Source organism: Mycobacterium sp. IDUB_36 (genome assembly GCF_055419225.1).
In genome coordinates this window covers 2012947-2034020 of the sequence record NZ_JBVAXH010000001.1, presented here as the reverse complement: position 1 = coordinate 2034020, position 21074 = coordinate 2012947, and the positions used below count along the sequence as shown (strand labels likewise).

Annotated in this window: 16 protein-coding genes and 1 pseudogene; 11 read left to right on the top strand and 6 right to left on the bottom strand. The window is 68.2% G+C overall.

Annotation, left to right across the window (positions count from 1 at the left end):
• The first annotated feature begins 100 nt into the window (after nucleotides 1–100).
• Nucleotides 101–646 carry a hemophore gene (locus ACZYW1_RS09895; protein ID WP_463785354.1) on the top strand — a complete coding sequence of 182 codons (546 nt, stop codon included), beginning with the start codon at nucleotides 101–103 and terminating at the stop codon, nucleotides 644–646.
• A 22-nt stretch (nucleotides 647–668) separates the two neighbouring features.
• Here ACZYW1_RS09895 and ACZYW1_RS09890 read toward each other — a convergent pair.
• Nucleotides 669–1721 (bottom strand): annotated as a pseudogene (locus ACZYW1_RS09890) (lysylphosphatidylglycerol synthase transmembrane domain-containing protein); the annotation flags it as partial.
• Between the two features lie 72 nt (nucleotides 1722–1793).
• On the opposite strand from ACZYW1_RS09890, the gene ACZYW1_RS09885 reads away from it, so the two are divergent.
• Nucleotides 1794–2936, top strand: a complete 1143-nt coding sequence (locus ACZYW1_RS09885) for an AI-2E family transporter (protein ID WP_463785352.1) — start codon at nucleotides 1794–1796, stop codon at nucleotides 2934–2936.
• 21 nt (nucleotides 2937–2957) lie between these two features.
• Here the strand turns inward: ACZYW1_RS09885 and mmpL3 are convergent, their stop codons facing one another.
• From mmpL3 to trmB, 3 genes are read right to left on the bottom strand one after another with little or no spacing between them, the layout of a single operon-like run.
• Nucleotides 2958–5891 (bottom strand): trehalose monomycolate exporter MmpL3, encoded by a 2934-nt coding sequence (gene mmpL3 / locus ACZYW1_RS09880; RefSeq protein WP_463785350.1) that lies wholly within the window; start codon nucleotides 5889–5891, stop codon nucleotides 2958–2960.
• Nucleotides 5892–5941: 50 nt separating this feature from the next.
• The gene (locus ACZYW1_RS09875) at nucleotides 5942–6610 is read right to left on the bottom strand and encodes an NYN domain-containing protein (protein ID WP_463785349.1); all 669 of its coding nucleotides are present in this window, start codon (nucleotides 6608–6610) and stop codon (nucleotides 5942–5944) included.
• The gene (trmB, locus tag ACZYW1_RS09870; protein ID WP_463785347.1) at nucleotides 6607–7413 is read right to left on the bottom strand and encodes a tRNA (guanosine(46)-N7)-methyltransferase TrmB; all 807 of its coding nucleotides are present in this window, start codon (nucleotides 7411–7413) and stop codon (nucleotides 6607–6609) included. The genes ACZYW1_RS09875 and trmB overlap by 4 nt, the downstream gene beginning before the upstream one ends.
• Nucleotides 7414–7647: 234 nt before the next feature.
• Between trmB and ACZYW1_RS09865 the strand changes: the two genes are divergently transcribed.
• The 6 genes from ACZYW1_RS09865 to ACZYW1_RS09840 all read left to right on the top strand — a co-directional run bounded on the left by ACZYW1_RS09865 (nucleotide 7648) and on the right by ACZYW1_RS09840 (nucleotide 16048).
• Nucleotides 7648–8553 (top strand): hypothetical protein, encoded by a 906-nt coding sequence (locus tag ACZYW1_RS09865; protein WP_463785346.1) that lies wholly within the window; start codon nucleotides 7648–7650, stop codon nucleotides 8551–8553.
• Nucleotides 8554–8585: 32 nt separating this feature from the next.
• Nucleotides 8586–10109, top strand: a complete 1524-nt coding sequence (locus ACZYW1_RS09860) for a hypothetical protein (protein WP_463787773.1) — start codon at nucleotides 8586–8588, stop codon at nucleotides 10107–10109.
• 123 nt (nucleotides 10110–10232) lie between these two features.
• On the top strand, nucleotides 10233–12062 hold the full coding sequence (locus ACZYW1_RS09855; RefSeq protein ID WP_463785345.1) for a phosphoenolpyruvate carboxykinase (GTP): 1830 nt from the start codon (nucleotides 10233–10235) through the stop codon (nucleotides 12060–12062).
• A gap of 159 nt (nucleotides 12063–12221) precedes the next feature.
• Nucleotides 12222–13505, top strand: coding sequence for a sodium:proton exchanger (locus ACZYW1_RS09850; RefSeq protein ID WP_463785344.1), 1284 nt, complete (start codon nucleotides 12222–12224; stop codon nucleotides 13503–13505).
• A gap of 60 nt (nucleotides 13506–13565) precedes the next feature.
• Nucleotides 13566–15107, top strand: coding sequence for a fatty-acid--CoA ligase FadD4 (fadD4, locus tag ACZYW1_RS09845; RefSeq protein WP_463785343.1), 1542 nt, complete (start codon nucleotides 13566–13568; stop codon nucleotides 15105–15107).
• Between the two features lie 2 nt (nucleotides 15108–15109).
• Nucleotides 15110–16048 (top strand): enoyl-CoA hydratase/isomerase family protein, encoded by a 939-nt coding sequence (locus tag ACZYW1_RS09840; protein WP_463787772.1) that lies wholly within the window; start codon nucleotides 15110–15112, stop codon nucleotides 16046–16048.
• Between the two features lie 2 nt (nucleotides 16049–16050).
• Here ACZYW1_RS09840 and ACZYW1_RS09835 read toward each other — a convergent pair whose 3' ends face one another.
• A complete protein-coding gene (locus ACZYW1_RS09835; protein WP_463785342.1) occupies nucleotides 16051–17226 on the bottom strand; it encodes an acyl-CoA dehydrogenase family protein in 1176 nt (391 codons plus the stop codon).
• A gap of 35 nt (nucleotides 17227–17261) precedes the next feature.
• Between ACZYW1_RS09835 and ACZYW1_RS09830 the strand changes: the two genes are divergently transcribed.
• The 3 genes from ACZYW1_RS09830 to ACZYW1_RS09820 are packed head-to-tail and all read left to right on the top strand — an operon-like array spanning nucleotide 17262 to nucleotide 20616.
• A complete protein-coding gene (locus ACZYW1_RS09830; protein ID WP_463785339.1) occupies nucleotides 17262–18248 on the top strand; it encodes a MaoC family dehydratase in 987 nt (328 codons plus the stop codon).
• On the top strand, nucleotides 18161–19321 hold the full coding sequence (locus ACZYW1_RS09825) for a CoA transferase (RefSeq protein ID WP_463787771.1): 1161 nt from the start codon (nucleotides 18161–18163) through the stop codon (nucleotides 19319–19321). The genes ACZYW1_RS09830 and ACZYW1_RS09825 overlap by 88 nt, the downstream gene beginning before the upstream one ends.
• Entirely contained in the window at nucleotides 19315–20616 is a 1302-nt protein-coding gene (locus ACZYW1_RS09820; protein WP_463785337.1) for an amidohydrolase family protein, read from the top strand. Before ACZYW1_RS09825 ends, ACZYW1_RS09820 begins: the two co-directional genes overlap by 7 nt.
• Nucleotide 20617: 1 nt before the next feature.
• On the opposite strand, the gene ACZYW1_RS09815 is transcribed toward ACZYW1_RS09820, so the two are convergent.
• The gene (locus tag ACZYW1_RS09815) at nucleotides 20618–21067 is read right to left on the bottom strand and encodes a TetR/AcrR family transcriptional regulator (RefSeq protein ID WP_463785334.1); all 450 of its coding nucleotides are present in this window, start codon (nucleotides 21065–21067) and stop codon (nucleotides 20618–20620) included.
• Nucleotides 21068–21074: the final 7 nt, after the last annotated feature.

The window sequence follows — 21074 nt, the reverse complement described above, 5'->3', positions numbered from 1 at the left end:
GCGCTCGATCCGATGGCAGGATGTCCGCTAAGTGCCGGCCTCCGGGCCGGCAGCTGTCTGCGGGGGCAGGGCTCCCTTCGCATGCGACGAGGAGCTGGAAATGACGTCCCTGACTGGGAGTACGGCGACATGGCGGCGCCGGCTGCTGGCCACACTGACCGCGACCGGGGTGGGCGGCGCCTCGGCGGCGATCCTGCTGTCCGCGCCCGCGGCGGTCGGGGCGGCTGACCCCTGCTCTGCCAGCGAGGTGGCGAAAACTCTCAGCAACGTTGCCAGGTCCGCGGGTGACTACCTGGACGGCCACCCCGAGACCAATCAGGCCATGACGTCCGCCCTGCAGCAGCCCGCCGGACCGCAGTCGGTCGAATCGCTGCGGGTGTATTTCGGCGCGAACCCCAAGGCTGCCAGCGACATGCAGACCATTGCGCTGCCCTTGGCGGGGCTGTCGAGCCGGTGCCAGATGCCGCCGATCAGCCTTCCGCAGGTGCTCGGCTTCCCGCAGTCGCCGCAGGGTGCGCTGCCGGGCGGTGCGGCCGGCAGTATGCCGGGCGGTGTGATCTCCGGAGCTCAGAACGCCAAGCCGGGCGGCGCAGCCGTCGTGCCAGGCGCCGCCTCCACCGTGCCGGGAGTGAGTGCCGCCAGATAGGGCGCCATCACGCAGTCCGTTCCTCGTCGTCGGGATCGAGATGGCTCTCGGCGCGGAACATGAAGAAGAACACCACCCAGCCGATCGCGGCCAGCATCAGCCAGCTGATCAGCCGGTAGATCAACATCGTCGAGACCGCACTCGGCAGTGACATGCCGCTGGACACCAGGCTGGGCACCAGTACCGCCTCGACCACCAACAATCCGCCGGGCATCAACGGAATCGTGCCGACCGCGCGGGCGGCGGCGCAGGCGACGGTGAGCCCGCCGACCGACGCGTGCGCACCGGCCGCATACGCCGCGAACGCCAGGCAGGCGACATCGGCGAACCGGTTGACTACCGACCAGCTGAAGGCCGCGGCCAGATCGCGGCGGCTCAGGCTGACCGATTCCAGCTGGCACAGCATCTCGCGCCATTTGGCCAGGCCGACGTCCGCCGGCCGGTCGCGCAGCGCGTTGAACCGCGCCAGTACCCGGCAGCCGATGCCCTCGATCAGCTCGGGCCGCGACGCGACCGCCTGGGCGAGCAGCAGCAGCGCGACGAAGCCGCCCAGGGTGAACAGCAGCGAGAACGGGTTGTTCTTGGCGCCCAGCACCAAGGCGCCACCCAGGCCGAGCAGCGCCAGGCCCACCGCCTGCAACACCCCCGACATCACCAGCTGCCACGACGCGACCAACGTCGAAGCACCCCAAAGTCGTTGATGCCGTAGGAGAAAGGTGGCCGCGAGCACCGGTCCGCCCGGCAGCGTGGTGCTCAGCGAGTTGGCCGCGTAGTAGGCGGCCTCGGATCGCGGCTTCGGGACCGGCACCCCGGCCGAGGCCAACAGCGTCCGCTGCACCTCGGCGAAACTGTGCATCAACAACACCGCTGCCACGGCGCTGGCCAGTAGCCACCACCACTTTGCGGAGTACAGGCTGCCGGCCGCCTTGGTCAGCTGATCCCAGGCCAACTGGACCTCGACGCCCAGCACGACGGCCACCACTGCCAGAGCGGCCCACCGTAGCCACCAGTACCTACCGCGGGCCCGCTCGGGAACCTGACCGTCGACGTTCCTGGGCGGTGCGTCGTGCGACACGCGCTCAGCGTAACTCCGCAGGTCGCTGCGGATCGCTGCGCGACGCGGGTGTTCGCACTTAGTCTTGCCGGTATGCCATCTCAGGCCGCACACGATTACGCCGAATCGGTCGAACCGATCGTCCGCAAGACCGCCGCCTGGGCCTGGCGTCTGTCGGTGATCCTGGCCGCTTTCGTCGCGTTGCTCTGGATCGTCGAGCGGCTGGAAGTAATCGTCGTCCCGCTGTTGCTGGCGTTGATGCTGAGCTCCCTGCTGGTTCCCGTCGTGGATTGGCTGGACAAGCGGGGCGCTCCCCGCGGCGGTGCGGTCGCGCTGGTGCTGTTGGCGAGCTTCGCGACCCTCGGCGGCATTCTGACGTTCGTCGTCAGCCAGTTCATCGTCGGCCTACCGGATCTGGTCGACGAGGTCACCCACAGCATCGACTCGTTGAAGAAGTGGCTGATCGACGGCCCGCTGCATTTGAGCCGCCAGCAGATCGACCACGCCGGCAACTCGGCGATCCAGGCGCTGCAGAACAATCAGGAGAAGCTGACCAGCGGCGCGCTTTCGACCGCCGCCACCATCACCGAAATCATCACCGCCGCCCTGCTGGTGCTGTTCACGCTGATCTTCTTCCTCTACGGCGGCCGCAACATCTGGAGTTACGTCACCAAGCTGGTCCCCGCCCACGTCCGCGAACGTGTGCAAGCGGCCGGCGGGGCCGGATTCCGCTCGCTGACCGGCTACGTGCGGGCCACCTTCCTGGTGGCGCTGGTCGACGCGGCCGGTATCGGCACCGGGCTGGCGGTCATGAGCGTGCCGCTGGCGTTGCCGTTGGCCTCACTGGTCTTCCTGGGCGCCTTCATTCCGCTGGTCGGTGCGGTGCTCAGCGGTTTCCTCGCGGTGATCGTCGCGCTGCTCGCCAAAGGCTTTGTCTACGCGCTGATCACGCTCGGCCTGTTGGTCGCGGTGAACCAACTCGAGGCCCACATCCTGCAGCCGCTGGTGATGGGACGGGCGGTCTCGATTCATCCGCTCGCGGTGGTCCTCGCGATCTCCACCGGCGGCGTGCTGGCCGGGATCATCGGCGCGCTGCTGTCGGTGCCAACCGTCGCCTTCCTCAACAACGCGTTCAAGGTGTTGCTGGCCGACGATCCGGAGAAAGCGGCCGACCTGTCCGACGAAGATGCGACGGTGATGCAGGCCGACCCCGATGAAGTCCAACCCAAAAGCTGACCGTGCGAGGCGAATTCGCGGCTAGATGCGACCTTCGCGACGCAGCAGGTCCTGAGCGCTGAGCCCGCCACCGCGGCGTGGCCGAGGCTTCTCGCCGCGGGCGTTCAACTTCTCGGTGGCCGCGTCGGTGTCCTTGTCCTCGCGCGGCGCCGTCGGGATCGCGGTGGTGGCGTCGTCGGGCTCGGACGGCGGAGGGTTCGACGGCTTTTCCCGCGGGATCTGCAGCGCCCGGGTTTCGTCGGCGGACGGCTGCGGCGCCTTCGGACGTTGTTCGCCGGTCGGCCCGCCACGCAGATCGCTGAGCCAGGACTCGATTTCGCGGTCGTCGCCGCGCGGGGGAGCCGCCGGTGCCGGCGGGCGGCCGGTTGCCGGAGCGGCCGACGGGTTCGGCTGGGCCGAAAAACGAGTCGTGGGAGCCTCTTTGGGCTCTGGCCGCCCGGGCGCGGACATCCTGGACGTGCCGGCAGCCGACGGCACATCCTGGGCCGGTGGGCGCGGGTCCGGTCGCGGCGCGGGCGGCGGCACCGGTCGGGCCGGCCGCGAGGCGCCCTCGGCGCTGGGGTGCGTGGGGTCGTGCGGCGGTCGCGGTGCCGGTGCGACCGGCGGGCGGGTGGTGGCGGCGGGGCGGGACGCCGACCGGGCTCGTGCCGACGGCGCCTTGCGCTCGTCGGGCAGGTGAATCTCGCCGAGCCCCAGGCGATTCTGCAGGCGCTTCATCCAGTGCGGCGCCCACCAGCAGTCGTCGCCGAGCAGCTTCATCACCGACGGCACCAGGAACATCCGGACGACGGTGGCATCCAGCAGCAGCGCCGCCATCAGGCCGAACGCCAGGCACTGCATCATCATCAGGTCGGAGAATGCGAACGAACCAGCGACCACGGCAAGCACCAGTGCCGCCGCGGTGATGAGGCGCCCGGTGGTTGCCGTCCCGATCCGGATCGCTTCGGCGGTGGACATGCCGCGGGCGCGAGCCTCCACCATGCGCGAGACCAGGAAGACCTCGTAGTCGGTGGCCAGACCGAAACCAACCGCGACGACCAACGCGATGATGACGATCATCAATGGCGCCGGCGTGAAATTCAGCAAGTCGGCAAAGTGTCCGTCAACGAAGATCCAGGTCAGAACGCCCAGCGTGGACCCCAGAGTCAACGCGCTCATCACGGCGGCCTTGATCGGGAGCACCACCGATCCGAACGCCAGGAACATCAGCAGCATCGTTGTGCTGAGCAGCACCACCGCCATCAGCGGCGCCTTGGCGGACAGGCTGTGGATACTGTCCTGCTCGAGCGCAGGGACGCCGCCGACCAGCACCGTCAATCCACGCGGCGCCGTCATCGAGCGCAGTTCGGAGAGCTTTTTCGCGGCGTCGCTGGCGTGCGCCAGCCCGTTCTGGATCACCCGGACCGAGTCGTCCTTCGGATGGCTTCCATTGGGTCCCGAGACGCAGGGGTTGCCTTCGATCGCCGGGCAGGCGCGTTCCTGCCAGGTGGTGTCGGTGAACCCGCTGATCGACGCGGCGGCGTTGCGAACCTCGGCAACCTGCTGGTCGGTCACCTTGCTGTGGTTGTTGCTCTCGATCACCAGCGTCAGCTGGTTGGTCCGGTAACCGGGGAAGAGCTTGTCGAAGTTCTGCTGTGCCTGGCGCACCGAGTTGTTCGGCGGTAGATACGTCTCGCTGATCCCGCCGCCGAAGGAGAGGTTGTGCAGCGGAAGGATCAGCACGATCATCCCGATGATGATCGGGATGGCGAACAACAGCGGCCGCTTCATGACGACGTTGACCAGCTTGCCCCAGAATCCGGCCTCGACCTCTTCGCGGGTCTTGGTCTTCTGCAATCGGTCGGCCAGCCAGTTCAGGTAGGCCCGCGACGGCTTCCAGCTCGCCAGGAATGGGATGCGGAACAAGGTCCGCACGCCCAGTGCGTCGACGTGATTGCCGAGTACCGACAGGACGGCCGGCAGCAGCGTGATCGAGAGGATCGCGGCAAGTGTCACCGAGATGATCACCGCATAGGTCAAAGACTTCACAAAACCCTGCGGCAACAGGAACAGACTGGCCGCCGACACGGCGATCAACGTCGCCGAGAACGCCACGGTGCGACCGGCCGTCATCACCGTGCGGCGCACCGCGGCCTCGGTGTCGTACCCCTCGGCGATCTCCTCGCGGAACCGGCTCACCACGAACAGCCCGTAGTCGATTGCGATACCGAAACCCATCATCGACACGACGGGCTGGGCGAAGAAGTGCACGGGCCCGAACTCGGCCATGAGTCGCAGGATGCCCAGGGAGCCGGCGATGCTCAGCCCGCCGACGATCGCCGGCAGCGAGGCGGCGACCGCCCCGCCGAAGACCAGGAACAGCACGACCGCCACCAGCGGCAGCGCCAGCACCTCCATCCGCTTCTGGTCGGTGCCGATAGTCCCGGTCAGCGCGCTGGCGATCGGCTCGAGGCCGGCCAGCTGGACCTTGCCGTCATTGAGCTTCTGCAGATCCGGCGCGATGTCGTTGTAGGTGGTCAAGATGGCGTCGTCATTGTCGCCCTTGAGCGGGATGCTGACGAAGGTGTGCTTGCCGTCCTCGCTGGCCATCCCCTTGATGACGGGGTCGGTGCTGGTCGGCGCGGCGAGCCAGCCGGCCCAGCCGACCACCTGGTCGGGGTGATCCTTCTTGAAGGCGCTGAGCTCGTCGACGACCTTCTTCTGCCAGACCGGATCGTTGACCGTCTTGGGCGCGGTGAAAATAGCCACGACGTGGCTGGTTCGATCGCGTCCATAGGTGTCGTCGCCGAGCACCGACGCCTTGACCGACTGGCTGCCGCCGTCGTAGAAACCACTCTGGGTGACGTGCTTGCCGAGGCTGATTCCGAAGACGCCGCCAAGCAGGCTCAGCGCCACCATGACGCCGATAACGATGAACCTGTACCGATATACAGTTCGACCCCACCAGGCGAACACGTGAGCTCCTTTACTGGATCTGCAACGACCCGCGCGTTGATGTTGAGTTGTCAGACACGCGAGGTCAGCAACGAGGACAGTGGCCGGAACGGTTGCAGCCACGCCCCCTTGTCAGGCAGCGAATCGAGGCCGATTCGCGGCAGGGGCTCCCGGAAAACACCTGTGATGTCCTCCAGGTCGACAAACTCCAAGGTATCCGACGCTAGCGCCCAACTGGCATGTTCACGAAATCCAAGCACTTGGACGGGTACCCCGCTACGCGAGATTTCCTCCAACGGAGTGCGAAAAGCCTGACCGTCGGCGGACGCCACCACCAGCGCCGCCAACCCTTCCTGGTAGCGCTCGGCGATGTGCTCGAGCATGTCGCTGTCGACGTCGCTGTCCTCGTCGAGCTTGGGCTTGGCGAACACCGCGAACCCGACGTTGCGCAACGCGTCGACCCAGGGCCGCACCACATCAGCGCTACCGGCGGCGATGTTGGTGAACACGGTCGCCTCGGGTTCCACCGCGATGTCGTCGTGGTCGGCCGACACCTCGGCGGTGCGGCCCAGCAGCCACCGCCCCAGCGCGTCGAAGCGGGGACGTTCCAGCGCGGTGGGCCGACGGCCCAGGATCGACCCCAGGCCCATGTCGAGGTTCGGCGCATCCCAGACCAGAAGTGCGCGCCGGGGGGCAGGGCCGGACTCGACTGCGGGGTCGACCGCTTCGGTGAGGCTCATCCGCGGGCCTTTCCGGGGCGGCGTTCCCAGACGAACTCGGTGACGGCACTGCCGGCGTCTCTGGCCTTGCCCTCGTATTTCGTCGCCGGACGGACGGTCGAGACCGCCGTGGCCGCGCCGGCGTCCACCCTGCTCAGCAGCGGTTCTGCGTCGCCGACCTCGGCGATCTGTTCGGCGTAGCCCGCGTGATCGGTCGCCGCGTGCAGCACCCCGCCCGGCCGGAGCCGGTCGGCGATCGTGGCGACGACCTCCGGCTGCAGCAGCCGGCGCTTGTGATGCCGGGCCTTGGGCCACGGGTCGGGGAAGAACACCCGCACCCCGCTCAGTGCGCCCGACGCGAGCAGATGGTCCAGCACATCGACGGCGTCGCCGCGGATCAACCGGATGTTGGTGACGTGCTCCCGGTCGATGCCGGACAGCAGCTGCGCGAGCCCGCGCCGGTAGACCTCGACCGCGATGACGTCGACGTCCGGCTCGGCCTGTGCCATCGCCAGCGTAGAAGTTCCTGTGCCGCAACCGATTTCGAGAACCAGGGGAGCGTCGCGGCCGAACCAGGCCTGGGTGTCCAGCGGCTCGGGCGCGACGCCGGGGTCATCCCCGGACACAGCGACCCGGCCCAGGTCCGGCCACCGCCGTTCCCAGGTGCGCTGCTGCGCGGCCGACAGCTGTGAGCGTCGGGTGCGAAAGCTGGTGTTCCGCCGGTAGCCGCCCACGCCAGGTTCCGCAGGCAGGGCGGTGTCAGGCGTCGGCGGAGTGGCCGCGTCCACCCAGGGGTGCGCGCGCATCCGTTCATCGTGGCCCATGAACCCATCATGTCGCCGCCCGCGGGACAGATTGATACCCAACAGTTGCCTTTGCCTGAGGGTGACTCGCCTCGGGGTCGGCCAAATGTCACCATTCGACCGACAAACCGGTGGTGCTACGTCCCAATCGGCAGGTACTCGGCCACAATGAGGGGCTAGCAGCACCTGCAAGGCGAAACCCGAGCGGAGGGGCATCCGATTTTCGTCGAAGAGCTGGCGCGGTTTGCGGCCACGGTGAGCGACCCGCGTTGTGCCGCGATCGCCGAGCGGTTGGCCGTCCCGCCGCGGGTGAGCGTGACCGGACGTCGCGGCGTCGGTCGGCGCACGGTCGCGCATGCTCTGGCCCGTTCCGGGCTTGCCGTGACCACTGCTGCGGACGCCGACCTGCGCGTCCACGTGATCGCCGACGTGGTCAAACCCGAGGATCGCGCCGCAGTCGACACCGCTGTCCAGCCGGTGCTGATGGTGCTCAACAAAGCCGATCTGGCCGCGACCACCGCGCCCGGCCGGCGCCAGGACGGTCCGACCACAGCCGCCCGGGCCCGATGCGCCCAGCTTTCGGCTCGCAGCGCAAGGCCGGTCCAACCGCTGATCGGCCTGCTCGCCGTCGCCGAACTCGACGACCGCCAGTGGGCACGGCTGCGGGCGCTGGCCGGCGGGCACACCGTCGCCCCCGCCGACCACGGACGTCTCATGGACCGGTTCGACACATTCGGCATCCGGCAGGCGACCACCGCGATCCGGCACGGAGCGATGCGCGCCGACGTCATCGCGCTGCTGCGCGACCTGAGCGGCATCGACGCCGTCGTCGGGATGATCCACGCGCTCGGTGCGCCGCTGCGCTACCAGCGCGTGCTGGGCGCCGTGGCCGAGTTGGAGACGATGGCCGTGACCGATCGGCGGATCGGCGAATTCCTCGCGCGGGACGACACCGTCGTCGCCCGGATGCTGAACGCCGTCGAGGCCGCGGAAGCCGGCGGACTCGACGTTGACCGCGCCGACACCGCGGCCGCCCACCTACGCCGGGCGCGGCACTGGCAGCCGCATCGCCGTGGCCCGGCCGGCCTGCGACAGGCTTGCGGCAACGACATCGTCCGGGGCTCGCTGCGGCTGTGGTCGAAAGTCGGGGGAACGGTGTGAGCGGCAAGAAGGCGGTGGCCGAGGTCGACGCGATGGTGGCGGCCATCGGCCCGCAACTCGGTCCCCCCGCTATCGAGCGCCTGGACGCGGTGCTGGTGACCGGCCCGTGGCTGGCCGGGGTCACCGGCGTGGCCACCGCGCTCAGCGAGCGGATGCCCAAGCAGAAGTTCGTCGAGCCGTCGGATCTCGACGCCGGCGTGGCGCCGACGGCGGTGGTGTTCGTCGTCTCCGCGGCCGCCGCGCTGACCCGGTCGGACTGCCTGCTGCTCGACGCCGCAGCCGCCGAGACCGACGGCGTGATCGGCGTGGTGTCCAAGATCGACGTCCACCAGAACTGGGAAGAGGTGCTGGCCGGCAATCGGAAGATGCTGGCCTCCTACGCCCCGCGCTACAGCGACGTGCACTGGGTCGGGGTCGCCGCCGCGCCCGAGGAGGGTGAGCCGCGCATCGACGACCTCGTCGGCGCGGTGTCCGAGCAACTGGCCGCCTCGGCGCTGGTGCGGCGAAACAGGCTGCGGGCCTGGCAATCCCGATTGCAGACCATCGCCGACCGATACGACCGCGACGCCGACGGCGCGGGTCGCCGTTCCCGTGTCGAGGCGTTGCGCGAGCAGCGCAGTGAGATCCTGCGGCAGCGACGGCTGTCGAAGTCCGAGCGCACGGTCGCCCTGCGCAGCCAGACCCAGCAGGCCCGCGTCCAGTTGTCCTACTTCGCCCGCAACCGGTGCGCCTCGGTGCGCACGGAGTTGCAGGAGGACACCGCGAACCTGAGTCGCGGCACGCTGGCCGAGTTCGAACCCGCGGCGGCCGCCCGGCTCACCGGCGTCGTTGCCGAGGTGGACGACAGCACCACGACGCAGCTGGGCGAGCTGGCCACCGCCTTGGCCCTCGAGGTCGACTTGCCGCCGCCGGCGCCGCTTCCCGTCGTCGACCTGCCGGCCGCCCCGCTGAAGTCGCGGAAGCTGGAGACCAGGCTGATGATGCTGGTGGGCGCCGGCTTCGGGTTGGGCGTGGCACTGACCCTCAGCCGGTTGCTGGCCGACCTCACGCCCGGGCTCACCGTGGCCGGTGCTGTCGCGTGCGCGGCGATCGGTCTCGGGCTCACGGTGTGGGTCGTCGGGATGCGCGGGTTGCTTCGCGACCGCGCCGTGCTGGACCGGTGGGCCGGCGAGGCCGCGGCACTGGTGCAGTCCGCGGTGGAACAGCTGGTGGCGACGCGGGTGCTGGCCGCCGAGTCGGCGCTCACGGCCGCGCTCAGTGAGCAGGACGAAGGTGAGAGCACCCGGGTGGCCGAGCAGGTCAGCATCATCGACAACGAGCTGCGGGAACACTCCGTCGTCGGGGCGCGGGCCGCGGCGCTGCGGGTCAAGGAGATGCCGGCGTTGCAGGCCGCGCTGGAGGCGGTGCGAGCCGAGCTCGGCGAGCCGGAGCCGCCCGACGACGGCGACGGCGGCGACGGCCCGGGTGAGGGGCCGCAGGACCCGGTTTCGGGCGACGTCGTCGACGCAGACGCTGCCGAAAGTTCGGCGTCGAACACCGCCGATAACGTGATCTGAATCGTTCCTGTGAGTTATGCGATACGCTCCCGGCTTTTTCTGGGTATTCAGCTCGCGATAACCTGTGTGCAGGCCGCCGCAAACTAGCCGCGCACGACGCACCCGCGAATGCAGGAGATTTTGATGACTTCAGCGACCGTTCCCGGTCTGGACACTGCCCCGACTAGCCACCAGGGCCTGCTGTCCTGGGTGGAGGAAGTCGCCGAGCTCACCCAGCCGGACCGGGTGGTGTTTGCGGACGGCTCCGACGAGGAGTGGCAGCGCCTGGCCGACCAGCTGGTCGAGGCGGGCACCTTCACCAAGCTCAACGAGAAGAAGCACAAGAACTCCTACCTGGCGCTCTCTGACCCCTCCGACGTGGCGCGGGTCGAGTCGCGCACCTACATCTGTTCCGAGCGCGAGGTCGACGCCGGCCCCACGAACAACTGGAAGCCGCCGGCCGAGATGCGGGCCACCATGACCGAGCTGTACCGCGGCTGCATGCGCGGACGGACCATGTGGGTCGTCCCGTTCTGCATGGGACCGCTGGGCGCCGAGGACCCGAAGCTCGGCGTGGAGATCACCGACTCCGAATACGTCGTCGCCTCGATGAAGGTGATGACCCGGATGGGCAAGGCCGCGCTCGAGAAGATCGGCGACGACGGCTTCTTCGTCAAAGCGCTGCACTCGATCGGCGCTCCGCTGGAACCCGGCCAGAAAGACGTGCCGTGGCCGTGCAACGACACGAAGTACATCACCCATTTCCCCGAGACCCGGGAAATCTGGAGCTTCGGTTCCGGCTACGGCGGAAACGCGCTGCTGGGCAAGAAGTGCTACTCGCTGCGGATCGCCTCGGCGATGGCGCACGACGAGGGCTGGCTCGCCGAGCACATGCTGATCCTCAAGCTGATCTCCCCGGAGAACAAGGCTTACTACTTCGCCGCCGCATTCCCGTCGGCCTGCGGCAAGACCAACCTCGCGATGCTGCAGCCGACCATCCCCGGCTGGCGTGCCGAGACCCTCGGTGACGACATCGCCTGGATGCGGTTCGGCAAGGACGGCCGGCTCTACGCGGTCAACCCCGAGTTCGGCTTCTTCGGCGTCGCGCCCGGCACCAACTGGAAGTCCAACCCGAACGCGATGCGCACCATCGAGGGCGGTAACACCGTCTTCACCAACGTCGCGCTGACCGACGACGGCGACGTCTGGTGGGAAGGCCTAGAAGGCGAGCCCGATCACCTGGTCGACTGGAAGGGCAACGACTGGGTTCTCCGTGAGACGGAAACCAAAGCCGCACACCCGAATTCGCGGTATTGCACCCCGATGTCGCAGTGCCCGATCCTGGCGCCGGAATGGGACGACCCGCAGGGCGTGCCGATTTCGGGCATCCTGTTCGGCGCGCGTCGCAAGACCACGGTGCCGCTGGTGACCGAGGCGCGCGACTGGCAGCACGGTGTGTTCATGGGCGCCACGATGGGCAGCGAGCAAACCGCTGCTGCCGAGGGCAAGGTCGGCGATGTGCGCCGCGACCCGATGGCGATGCTGCCGTTCCTGGGCTACAACGTCGGCGACTACTTCCAGCACTGGATCGACCTCGGCAAGAATTCCGACGAATCCAAGCTGCCGAAGGTGTTCTTCGTCAACTGGTTCCGTCGCGGCGACGGCGGCAAGTTCCTCTGGCCGGGCTTCGGCGAGAACAGCCGGGTGCTGAAGTGGGTTGTGGACCGCATCGAGCACCGGGCCGGCGGTCAGGAGACCCCGATCGGCGTCGTGCCCACCGCGGACGACCTCGACCTGTCCGAACTCGACGTGGACGCGGCCGACGTGGAGCGTGCGCTCGCGGTCAGCGCCGACGAATGGCGTCAGGAACTGCCGTTGATCGAAGAGTGGTTCGAGTTCGTCGGCGACAAACTGCCGACCGGCGTCCGCGACGAGTTCGAGGCGCTCAAGCAGCGCCTGGCCGAGTCGGAATAAGGCGGTCCCGCAGCGGCGTCAGGGTTGCCACAACGAAAGTATTGGCTCGCCGAACTCTCGATTGCGACCCCGCTGACCAGCAAATTTGATCCGCACCTCAGCTGCATTCGGTAGCCAGGCTATGTTGCTGGAATGAGGTCGGCCGGGTAGTTTGGCGGCGTGACAACTACTGCGCGCGGTGTAACGGCGCCGGAGGTCCGGACACGGACGTTGTTCCGTTCCCTTGCCATCGTCGGTGTCGTCATCGCGCCCGCACTGGTGCTGCGCGTCCTCGGTATCCAGCTCGATCCCGTGATCGGCCTGATCGCCTACGGCGCCGCCGTGGTGGGTGCCAGTTTCGTGCTGGCCTGGGCCGCCGAAGCCGCCCAGGTGGACGTATCGGGCAGCTTGGCCGTGGCCGTGCTGGCCGTGATCGCGGTGCTGCCCGAGTACGCCGTCGATTTGTACTACGCCTACACCGCCGGCCACGTACCGGAATACACCCAGTACGCGGCCGCGAACATGACCGGCTCGAACCGTCTGCTGATGGGTCTCGGGTGGCCGGTGGTCGTTCTGGTCAGCGTGCTGGTGGCGCGCCGGGCGTCCGGCCGCAGGCTCGACGGCTTGGAACTCGAGCCGAGCAACCGGGTCGAGATCGGCTTTCTGATGATCGCCGGGGTCGCCGCTTTCACCATTCCCCTGACCGGGCGCATTCACATCGCCCTCGGTCTGGCCCTGCTGGGCTGGTTCGGTTACTACCTCTACAAGCTCAGCCGCGGCGACGTCGAGGAGCCCGAGCTGATCGGCACCGCTGCGGCGCTGGGCGCACTGCCCGACCGGATTCGCCGGATCGCGGTCTCGGGGCTGTTCATCGTCGCCGCTGCTGTCATCGTGACGTGTGCAAAGCCGTTCGCCGACAACCTGATCGGGGCGGGAACGCAGCTGCACATCGATCGATTCCTGCTGGTGCAGTGGCTGGCCCCGCTGGCGTCGGAGGCGCCGGAGTTCATCATCGCGACCATCTTCGCGGCCCGGGGTAAGGGCGGGGTGGCGATTGCGACCCTGATCTCGGCGAAGGTGAACCAGTGGACGTTGTTGATCGGCTCGCTGCCGGTGGCGTACATGCTCGGCGGCGGAAGCGCCGCAATGCATCTGGACGGCCGTCAGGTCGAGGAGATGGTGCTGACCGCGGCGCAGACGTTGATGGGCGTGACGCTGTTGCTCGGCCTGCGATTCCGGCGTTGGGCCGCCTGGGCATTACTCGGCTTGTTCGTCGTGCAGTTCCCGCTCACGTCGACCGAGGGGCGCCTGGTGCTCAGCGGGGTCTACGCGAGCATCGCCCTGATCGCCCTGGTGCGTTACCGCCGCGAACTGCCGGCGACGTTGTCCGCGCCGTTCGGCGGCCGGGCCAAGCGACTTGGCGGTCACCCGCATCCGCAGCCTGAGCCGGTGCATTCGCGCTAGTCGCCGGGCTGATCGCGCCCTCTTGACAGCTGTCAACTTCTACGGCGGTACAGTCTGCCCATGCAGATTCGCGAGCACACCTCCGGCCAGGGTGGTGCTGACAAGCCCGCCATCATCCTTCACCCCTCCGGCACGGTGATCACGTTCGACGAACTGGAAGCCCGTGCCAACCGGCTGGCGCACTATTTCCGGCAGGCAGGTCTCGTCGAGGGTGACGCGGTCGCGATTCTGATGGAGAACAACGAGCACATCCACGCCGTCATGTGGGCGGCGCGCCGGGCCGGCCTGTACTACGTGCCGATCAACACACACCTGACCGCGCCCGAGGCCGCCTACATCATCGACAACAGCGCCGCCAAGGCGATCATCGGTTCGGCCGCGCTGCGCAAGACGTGCGAGAACCTCGCCGAACACCTGCCCGGTGGTCTGCCCGGATTGCTCCTACTCGCCTCCGGCGACGGAGATGACGATCTTGACGGTTGGGAGCGTTACCCCGAAGCCGTTGCCAGTCAACCGGATACGCCGATCGACGACGAGATCGAAGGCGACCTGCTGCAGTATTCGTCGGGAACCACAGGCCGGCCCAAGGGCATCAAGCGGGCGCTGCCGCATGTCTCGCCCGCCGATGCGCCGGGAATGATGTCGGCTCTGGTCGGATTCTGGATGCACCCGGAGACCGTCTACCTCAGCCCGGCTCCGCTGTACCACACCGCGCCGTCGGTGTGGTCGATGACGGTGCAGGCGGGTGGCATCACCACGGTGGTCCTGGAGAAGTTCGATCCGGAAGGCTGTCTGGACGCCATCCAGCGCCACCGCGTCACGCACGGGCAGTTCGTACCGGTCATGTTCACCAGGATGTTGAAACTGCCTGAGGCAACCAGGAATTCGTATGACCTGTCCAGCCTGGAGCGGGTGATGCATGCCGCCGCGCCCTGTCCGGTGGAGATCAAGAAGCAGATGATCGACTGGTGGGGTCCGATCGTCGACGAGTACTACGCATCCTCCGAAGCCATCGGCTCGACGTTGATCAGCGCCGACGAGTGGCTGGCGCATCCGGGTTCGGTCGGCAAACCGATGATGTGCCAACTGCACATCCTCGACGAGGACGGCAACGAGCTGCCGCCCGGCCGGCCCGGCGAAATCTATTTCGAGGGCGGCTTTTCCTTCGAGTACCTCAACGACTCGGAGAAGACCGCGGCGTCCCGCGACAAACACGGCTGGACGACGGTCGGCGACGTCGGCTACGTCGACGAGGACGGTTACCTCTATCTCACCGACCGCCGTCACCACATGATCATCTCCGGCGGTGTGAACATCTATCCGCAGGAAGCCGAGAACCTGCTCGTCACGCACCCGAAAGTGCTTGATGCGGCCGTCTTCGGGATTCCCGACGAGGAGATGGGCCAGAGCGTCAAAGCCGCTGTGCAGACCGTCGATCCGGCCGATGGATCCGAGGAACTCGCGGCCGAACTGATCGCCTGGCTGCGCGAGCGCCTGGCGCACTACAAGTGTCCGAAGTCGATCTCCTTCGAGGCGCAGCTGCCGCGCACCGACACCGGCAAGATGTTCAAACACGAACTGGTCAAGAAGTATTCGGTGTGACGCTGCGCGTTGTCGATGTCTCGGAGCCGGACTCCGCGGTCGACCCCGCGGTGCTGGGAGTTCCGGTCGTGGCGGTCGGGTCATTGGCACGGGCAACCGAGTTCTGGCTGCAGCAGGCGACATTCACGCTCACCGAGGACCAATCCGACGACCGTCGGGTGATCACCGTCGCGTCGATCGATGCGGCAGTCGGCGCACTGGCCGAGCGCGTCGAGCGCTGGCCGATCGCGGCGGCGACGTGTGACGACGTGCTGCAGTCCGTCGACCCGGCGGGCCCGGCGTTGCCGGGCGTGGTGACCGAATCGCTGGCCTACTCCACCCTGCAGGCCGGCCCGGAGTTCGCCCGCTGGCTGACCGACCGCGGGCCCGTGACGATGCCTGACATTTCCGACCCGGTGCGGGCCCACCGCGAGGGCGACACCCTGCGGATCGCGTTCAATCGGCCGCAACGGCACAACGCCTTCTCCACCGATGCCCGCGCGGCGCTGCTCGAGGCTTTGGCTGTGGCGCAACTCGATTCGTCGGTCGATGAAGTCGTGCTGACCGGCAACGGGCCGTCGTTCTGCAGCGGCGGTGACCTCGACGAGTTCGGCACACTCCGCGACCCGGCCAGCGCCCATCTGGCCCGCACCCGCTACAGCCCCGCGTTGGCGATCGACGCGATCACCGCGCGGATCGGTGGCGCGTGTCGTGCGGAGGTACACGGTCAGGTGATCGGCAGCGGACTGGAGATGGCCGCGTTCTGCGGACGAATCGTGGCCGCGCCCGGCACGGTGTTCGGATTGCCGGAGCTCAAACTCGGCCTGCTCCCCGGCGCCGGCGGCACCGTCAGCGTGACGCGGCGGATAGGACGTTGGCGGACAGCCTATTTGGTTCTCAGTGGCCAGAACCTCGATGTCGACACCGCCCTCGGGTGGGGACTGGTCGACGCGGTGGGCTGACGCTAGAGCCCGCCGCGGGAAACCAACTGCGCCGCAATCACGTTGCGCTGGATTTCGTTGGTCCCCTCGCCGACGATCATCAGCGGGGCGTCGCGGAAGTAACGCTCGACGTCGTATTCGGTGGAATAACCGTAGCCACCGTGGATTCGGACGGCGTTGAGCGCGATCTCCATCGCCACCTCGGAGGCGAACAGCTTGGCCATCCCGGCCTCCATGTCGCAGCGCTCGCCGCCGTCGTAGCGTTCGGCCGCGTACCGGGTGAGTTGACGGGCGGCGGTCAGCTTGGTCGCCATCTCGGCCAGATAGTTTCCGACCGACTGATGCTTCCAGATCGGCTGACCGAAGCTCTCCCGCTGCTGGGCGTAGGCAAGGGCGTCGTCCAAGGCTGCGGTCGCCACCCCCAGGGCTCGCGCAGCCACCTGAATACGGCCCGTCTCAAGGCCTTTCATCATCTGCGGGAAACCCTTGCCCGCATCGCCGCCGAGGAGCGCAGAGTGCGGCACCCGGTAGTCGTCGAATGACAACTCACAGCTCTCCACGCCCTTGTAGCCCAGCTTGGGCAGATCCCGCGACACCGTGAGCCCGGGCCCGTGCTCGACGAGCAACACCGAGATCCCGGCGTGCCGGGGTTGGGCGGCCGGATCGGTCTTGCACAGCAGTGCGATCAGCCCGGACCGGCGGGCGTTGGAGATCCACGTCTTCGAACCGTTGACCACCAGCTCCTCCCCGTCGGTGAGTGCGGTGGTCGACATGTTCTGCAGATCGCTGCCCCCGCTGGGCTCGGTCAGCGCCATCGTCGCGCGCAATTCGCCGGTGGCCATCGGCGGCAGGTAGCGCCGCTTCTGCTCCTCGGTGCCGAACAGCGTGAGTAGCTTGGCCACCACCGTGTGGCCACCCATCGCGCCGGCCAGGCTCATCCACCCGCGGGCCAGCTCCTGGGTCACCTGGACGTAGCACCACATCGACACGGGCGTGCCGCCGTACTCCTCGGGGACGGCCAGGCCGTAGATCCCGATGCGCTTCATCTGCTCGATCCACGCTTCGGGATACTCTCCTGCATGCTCGACTTCGCGCACCGTTGGCCGGACCTCTTTATCGACGAACTCGCGCACCGTCGCGACCAGCATTGCCTCATCTGTGCGCCGCTCCTCGGCGTCGTCATCCAGTCCCGTAGCCATCGGCCCATCGTGGCACGCCGGTCCGGCAGCGCACGATGACCACCGGCCCGTACTTCGATCAGGTGCACACCGGCCAGGTCTTCACCGGGGCGCCGTCGATGACGCTCACCGCGGGGCTGGCCGCCGTGCACCAGAGCATCCTGGGTGACCGGCTGCGGCTGCCGCTGGACGCCGAGCTGTCCGCCGCCGTGACCGGCCTGCCGGCGCCGCTGGCGCATCCCGGACTGGTCTGCGACGTCGCGATCGGCCAGTCGACGCTGGCCACCCAACACGTCAAGGCCAACCTGTTCTATCGCGGGCTGCAGTTCTTCCGCTTCCCGGCGATCGGCGACACCCTGTTCACCCGCACCGAGATCGTGGGGCTGAAGAAAAACTCGGCAAAGCCGGGCCGCGCCCCCACCGGGCTGATGGCCCTGCGGATCACCACCATCGACCAGGCCGACCGGCTGATCCTCGACTTCTACCGCTGCGCCATGCTGCCGCTGAGCGCCGATGCCGATCCGGACGGCTCCAACCACGCCGACGACCTGTCCACCATCGGTGCCGATCTCGTGCCGCCGCTGTCGGCCGCCGCGGACTGGAACGGTGGCGCGTTCCGCCAGCGGGTCACCGGACCACACTTCGATCCCGGGCTGGCCGGCTCGGTACTGCACAGCAGCGCCGACGTGGTCAGCAGCGCCCCCGAGTTGGCCCGACTGACATTGAATCTAGCTGGTGTGCACCATGATTCACGCATCGGCGGGCGTCGGCTGGTCTACGGCGGCCACACCATCGGCCTGGCGCTGGCGCAGGCCGGCAAGCTACTGCCCAATCTGGCGACCGTGCTGGGTTGGCGGTCCTGCGACCACACCGGGCCGGTGTACGAGGGCGACACCCTTTACAGCGAACTGCACATCGAATCCGCCGAACAGGCCGACGACGGCGGGGTGCTCGAATTGCGTTCACTGGTCTATGCGGTCAGCGACCGGCCCGACGAGCCCCGCCACGTCCTGGACTGGCGTTTCGCCGCGCTGCACTTCTGATGCTGGACGAAGCCCGCCGCGTCGCCGCCGACATCGGCGGGCTTCTCGGTGTGGACGTCGACGCCGCGACCCTTCTGGCCGGGCGGGCATCGATGATGAATCTCGGCCCGCCGGGCCGGATTTCGGCCGGTGGTGCGACCAGGCTGGTAGCCAGTGCCGACGGGTGGTGTGCGGTGGCGCTGCCGCGCGACGACGACGTCGCGGTGCTGCCCGCGCTGATCGAAGCCGACGGCGTGGTCGATCCGTGGACCGAGCTGGCGACCTGGGCGGCGCAGCGTTCCAGCCGGGAGGTGATTGCGCGTACTCGACTGCTCGACATCGCGGCATCCGAATTGGGTGAGGCATCCGCCGCGCCACCCACGGTCCGGCAGCGCGGTGCGAAGGTCGGACCACGACCGGCCGACGGCTTGCTGGTGGCGGATCTGTCGTCGTTGTGGGCGGGACCGCTGTGCGGTCAGCTTCTCACCCGGGCGGGCGCGACGGTCGTCAAGGTGGAGAGCCCCCGGCGCCCAGACGGCACTCGGCTCGGCGAGCCGGCGTTCTTCGACTGGATGAATGCCGGAAAGCTCTCCTACGCGGTCGATTTCGATACCGACAAGGATGCGTTGCGACGCCTGCTCACTGTCGCCGACATCGTCATCGAGGGCTCCCGCCCGGCGGCGTTACGGCGCCGCGCGTTGAGTGCTGACGATGTGGCTGCCCGGTCAGGTCGAATCTGGTTGCGTATCAACGGCTATCGTGACCAGCCGGAGCGGCCGGCGTTCGGTGACGATGCCGCGGTCGCGGGAGGCCTGGCCGGCTCGTCTCCCAACGGCCCGGTGTTCTTCGGTGATGCGATCGCCGATCCACTCAGCGGGCTGGAAGCGGCGCGCGCAATCGGGGAGTCACTGCGCCGCGGTGGCGGCGAGGTGATCGAGGTGGCAATGGCTCAGGTGGCCGCCCGTTACGCGGCGGAACCGCGCGGGGCCATGCCGACAGCCGTCCGTCCTGAGACCTCACCGGCATCGGCACTGGGCGCCGACAATGCCGTGGTCGAACACCTGGTCGCTGAGAAAGCCGGTGCAACATGCTGATTCAACGCGCCGAAACTCTCGACGGGCTGACCGTCGACATCAGGGTGGGCGAGCACATCGACGAGGTCGCCGAGTCGTTGACGCCGCGGCCGGGCGAGGACGTGCTCGACGCCGCGGGCGGAGCCGTGCTGCCCGGCCTGCACGACCACCACGTGCACCTGTACTCGGCGGCTGCCGCCGCGACCTCGATTCGGCTGGGTCCACCGCAGGTACGCGATCGCGACGCGCTGGCAGCCGCATTGACGTCAGCCGACCCGGACGAAAACGGCTGGGTCCGCGCGGTGGCCTACCACGATTCGGTCGCCGGTGCGCTGGACCGCAACGCCTTGGACGCACTCGCGCCGCGGATGCCGGTGCGCATTCAACATCGCAGTGGCGTGTTGTGGATGCTCAACTCCGCAGGCCTGCAACGCATCGGACTGGCCGACCATCCTGACGGCCGGCTACGCAGCACCGACTCCTGGGCAGAAGCATTGGGCCGCAGCGATGCCAGTCTGGCCGACCTCAGCGAACGGTTGAGCCGCTACGGCGTCACCGGAATCACCGACGCCACTCCGGACTTGGCGATCGCCGACGTCATGAAGTTGTCAGAGCTGCACCGGCATGGGGAATTACAGCAGCGGGTGCACTGCCTGGCACCGGGCAAACGCATTCTGCACGACGACGATCTGGACCTCGAGCAGCTGGTGGACTGGATCGCCGGCACACACCGCGACGACCACTCGGTCGCGATCCACTGCGTCACCGCCGCGCAGTTACTGGTGACGATCGCGGCACTACGCGAAACCGGTCATCATCCCGGTGACCGCATCGAGCACGCGGCCGTCGTACCGCAGGACAGTCTGGCCGACCTCGCCGAGCTCGGCGTGACCGTCGTGACCCAGCCCAATTTCGTTGCCGAGCGCGGAGATCAATACCTCGACGAGGTGCCGGTCACCGAACACGACCAGCTCTGGCGGGTGGCGTCGTTGCTCGACGCCGGTGTGCCGGTGGCGCTGTCGACCGATATGCCGTTCGGCGACGGCGACCCGTGGGCGACGGTACGCGCTGCGGTCAACCGCGAGACGCCCAGCGGCGTCGTCCTCGGCGAACACGAATGTGTCTCGGCCAGAACAGCTTTGACGATGTTGCTGGGTAGCGCCGAGCAACCCACCCGGCCGCGACTCGTCCAACCCGGTGAACCGGGCGACCTGTGCGTGCTGGCACTGTCGCCGGAGGCCGCGCTCAACGAGCTGGACGCCGAGATGGTCGCGGCGACAATCGTCGGCGGCGAGGTCAGCTACACCCGGGATTGACTCAGGAGATGTCACCGATGAGGTAACGCTGCAGTGTGGGTGCCACAGCGTTGACCAGGGTGTCGACGTCCATCGAGTGAATCGGCTCGACCCGCACCCCGTAGCGCATGATGCCCAGGCCGACCACCGCCGAGGCGCACAGCGAGGCGCGGAACGTGACCTGGTCGGCGCCCAGCGCCTTGAGCAGCGGGTTGAACACCGGACCGATGAACAGGCCCTGCGCGACGTCGACCGTCTTGGCCAGCCCAGCCGTGGCGATCGCGCTGGCCGCGAATGGTCCGCCGCCGGTGGCATCCCAGGTGGTGAGCAGCATCTGCAAGGTCCGCCGGCCGGCCTGGTCCACGCCCCCACGGACGATCTTGTCGATGAAGTCCCGGGTGCCGAAGGGCAGATGCAGCCTGCGCGCAACCGGGTCGAGAATTGCGCGGAACGGGTTTTCGCGCGGGGCCACGTTGCCA

What these genes read in the sequence shown, in the direction of transcription:
- ACZYW1_RS09895 (WP_463785354.1), top strand. Translation starts at nt 101, where the DNA reads ATGACGTCCCTGACTGGGAGTACGGCGACATGGCGGCGCCGGCTGCTG.
- ACZYW1_RS09885 (WP_463785352.1), top strand. Translation starts at nt 1,794, where the DNA reads ATGCCATCTCAGGCCGCACACGATTACGCCGAATCGGTCGAACCGATC.
- ACZYW1_RS09875 (WP_463785349.1), bottom strand. Translation starts at nt 6,610, where the DNA reads ATGAGCCTCACCGAAGCGGTCGACCCCGCAGTCGAGTCCGGCCCTGCC.
- trmB (WP_463785347.1), bottom strand. Translation starts at nt 7,413, where the DNA reads ATGGGCCACGATGAACGGATGCGCGCGCACCCCTGGGTGGACGCGGCC.
- ACZYW1_RS09860 (WP_463787773.1), top strand. Translation starts at nt 8,586, where the DNA reads ATGGTGGCGGCCATCGGCCCGCAACTCGGTCCCCCCGCTATCGAGCGC.
- ACZYW1_RS09855 (WP_463785345.1), top strand. Translation starts at nt 10,233, where the DNA reads ATGACTTCAGCGACCGTTCCCGGTCTGGACACTGCCCCGACTAGCCAC.
- fadD4 (WP_463785343.1), top strand. Translation starts at nt 13,566, where the DNA reads ATGCAGATTCGCGAGCACACCTCCGGCCAGGGTGGTGCTGACAAGCCC.
- ACZYW1_RS09835 (WP_463785342.1), bottom strand. Translation starts at nt 17,226, where the DNA reads ATGGCTACGGGACTGGATGACGACGCCGAGGAGCGGCGCACAGATGAG.
- ACZYW1_RS09830 (WP_463785339.1), top strand. Translation starts at nt 17,262, where the DNA reads ATGACCACCGGCCCGTACTTCGATCAGGTGCACACCGGCCAGGTCTTC.
- ACZYW1_RS09820 (WP_463785337.1), top strand. Translation starts at nt 19,315, where the DNA reads ATGCTGATTCAACGCGCCGAAACTCTCGACGGGCTGACCGTCGACATC.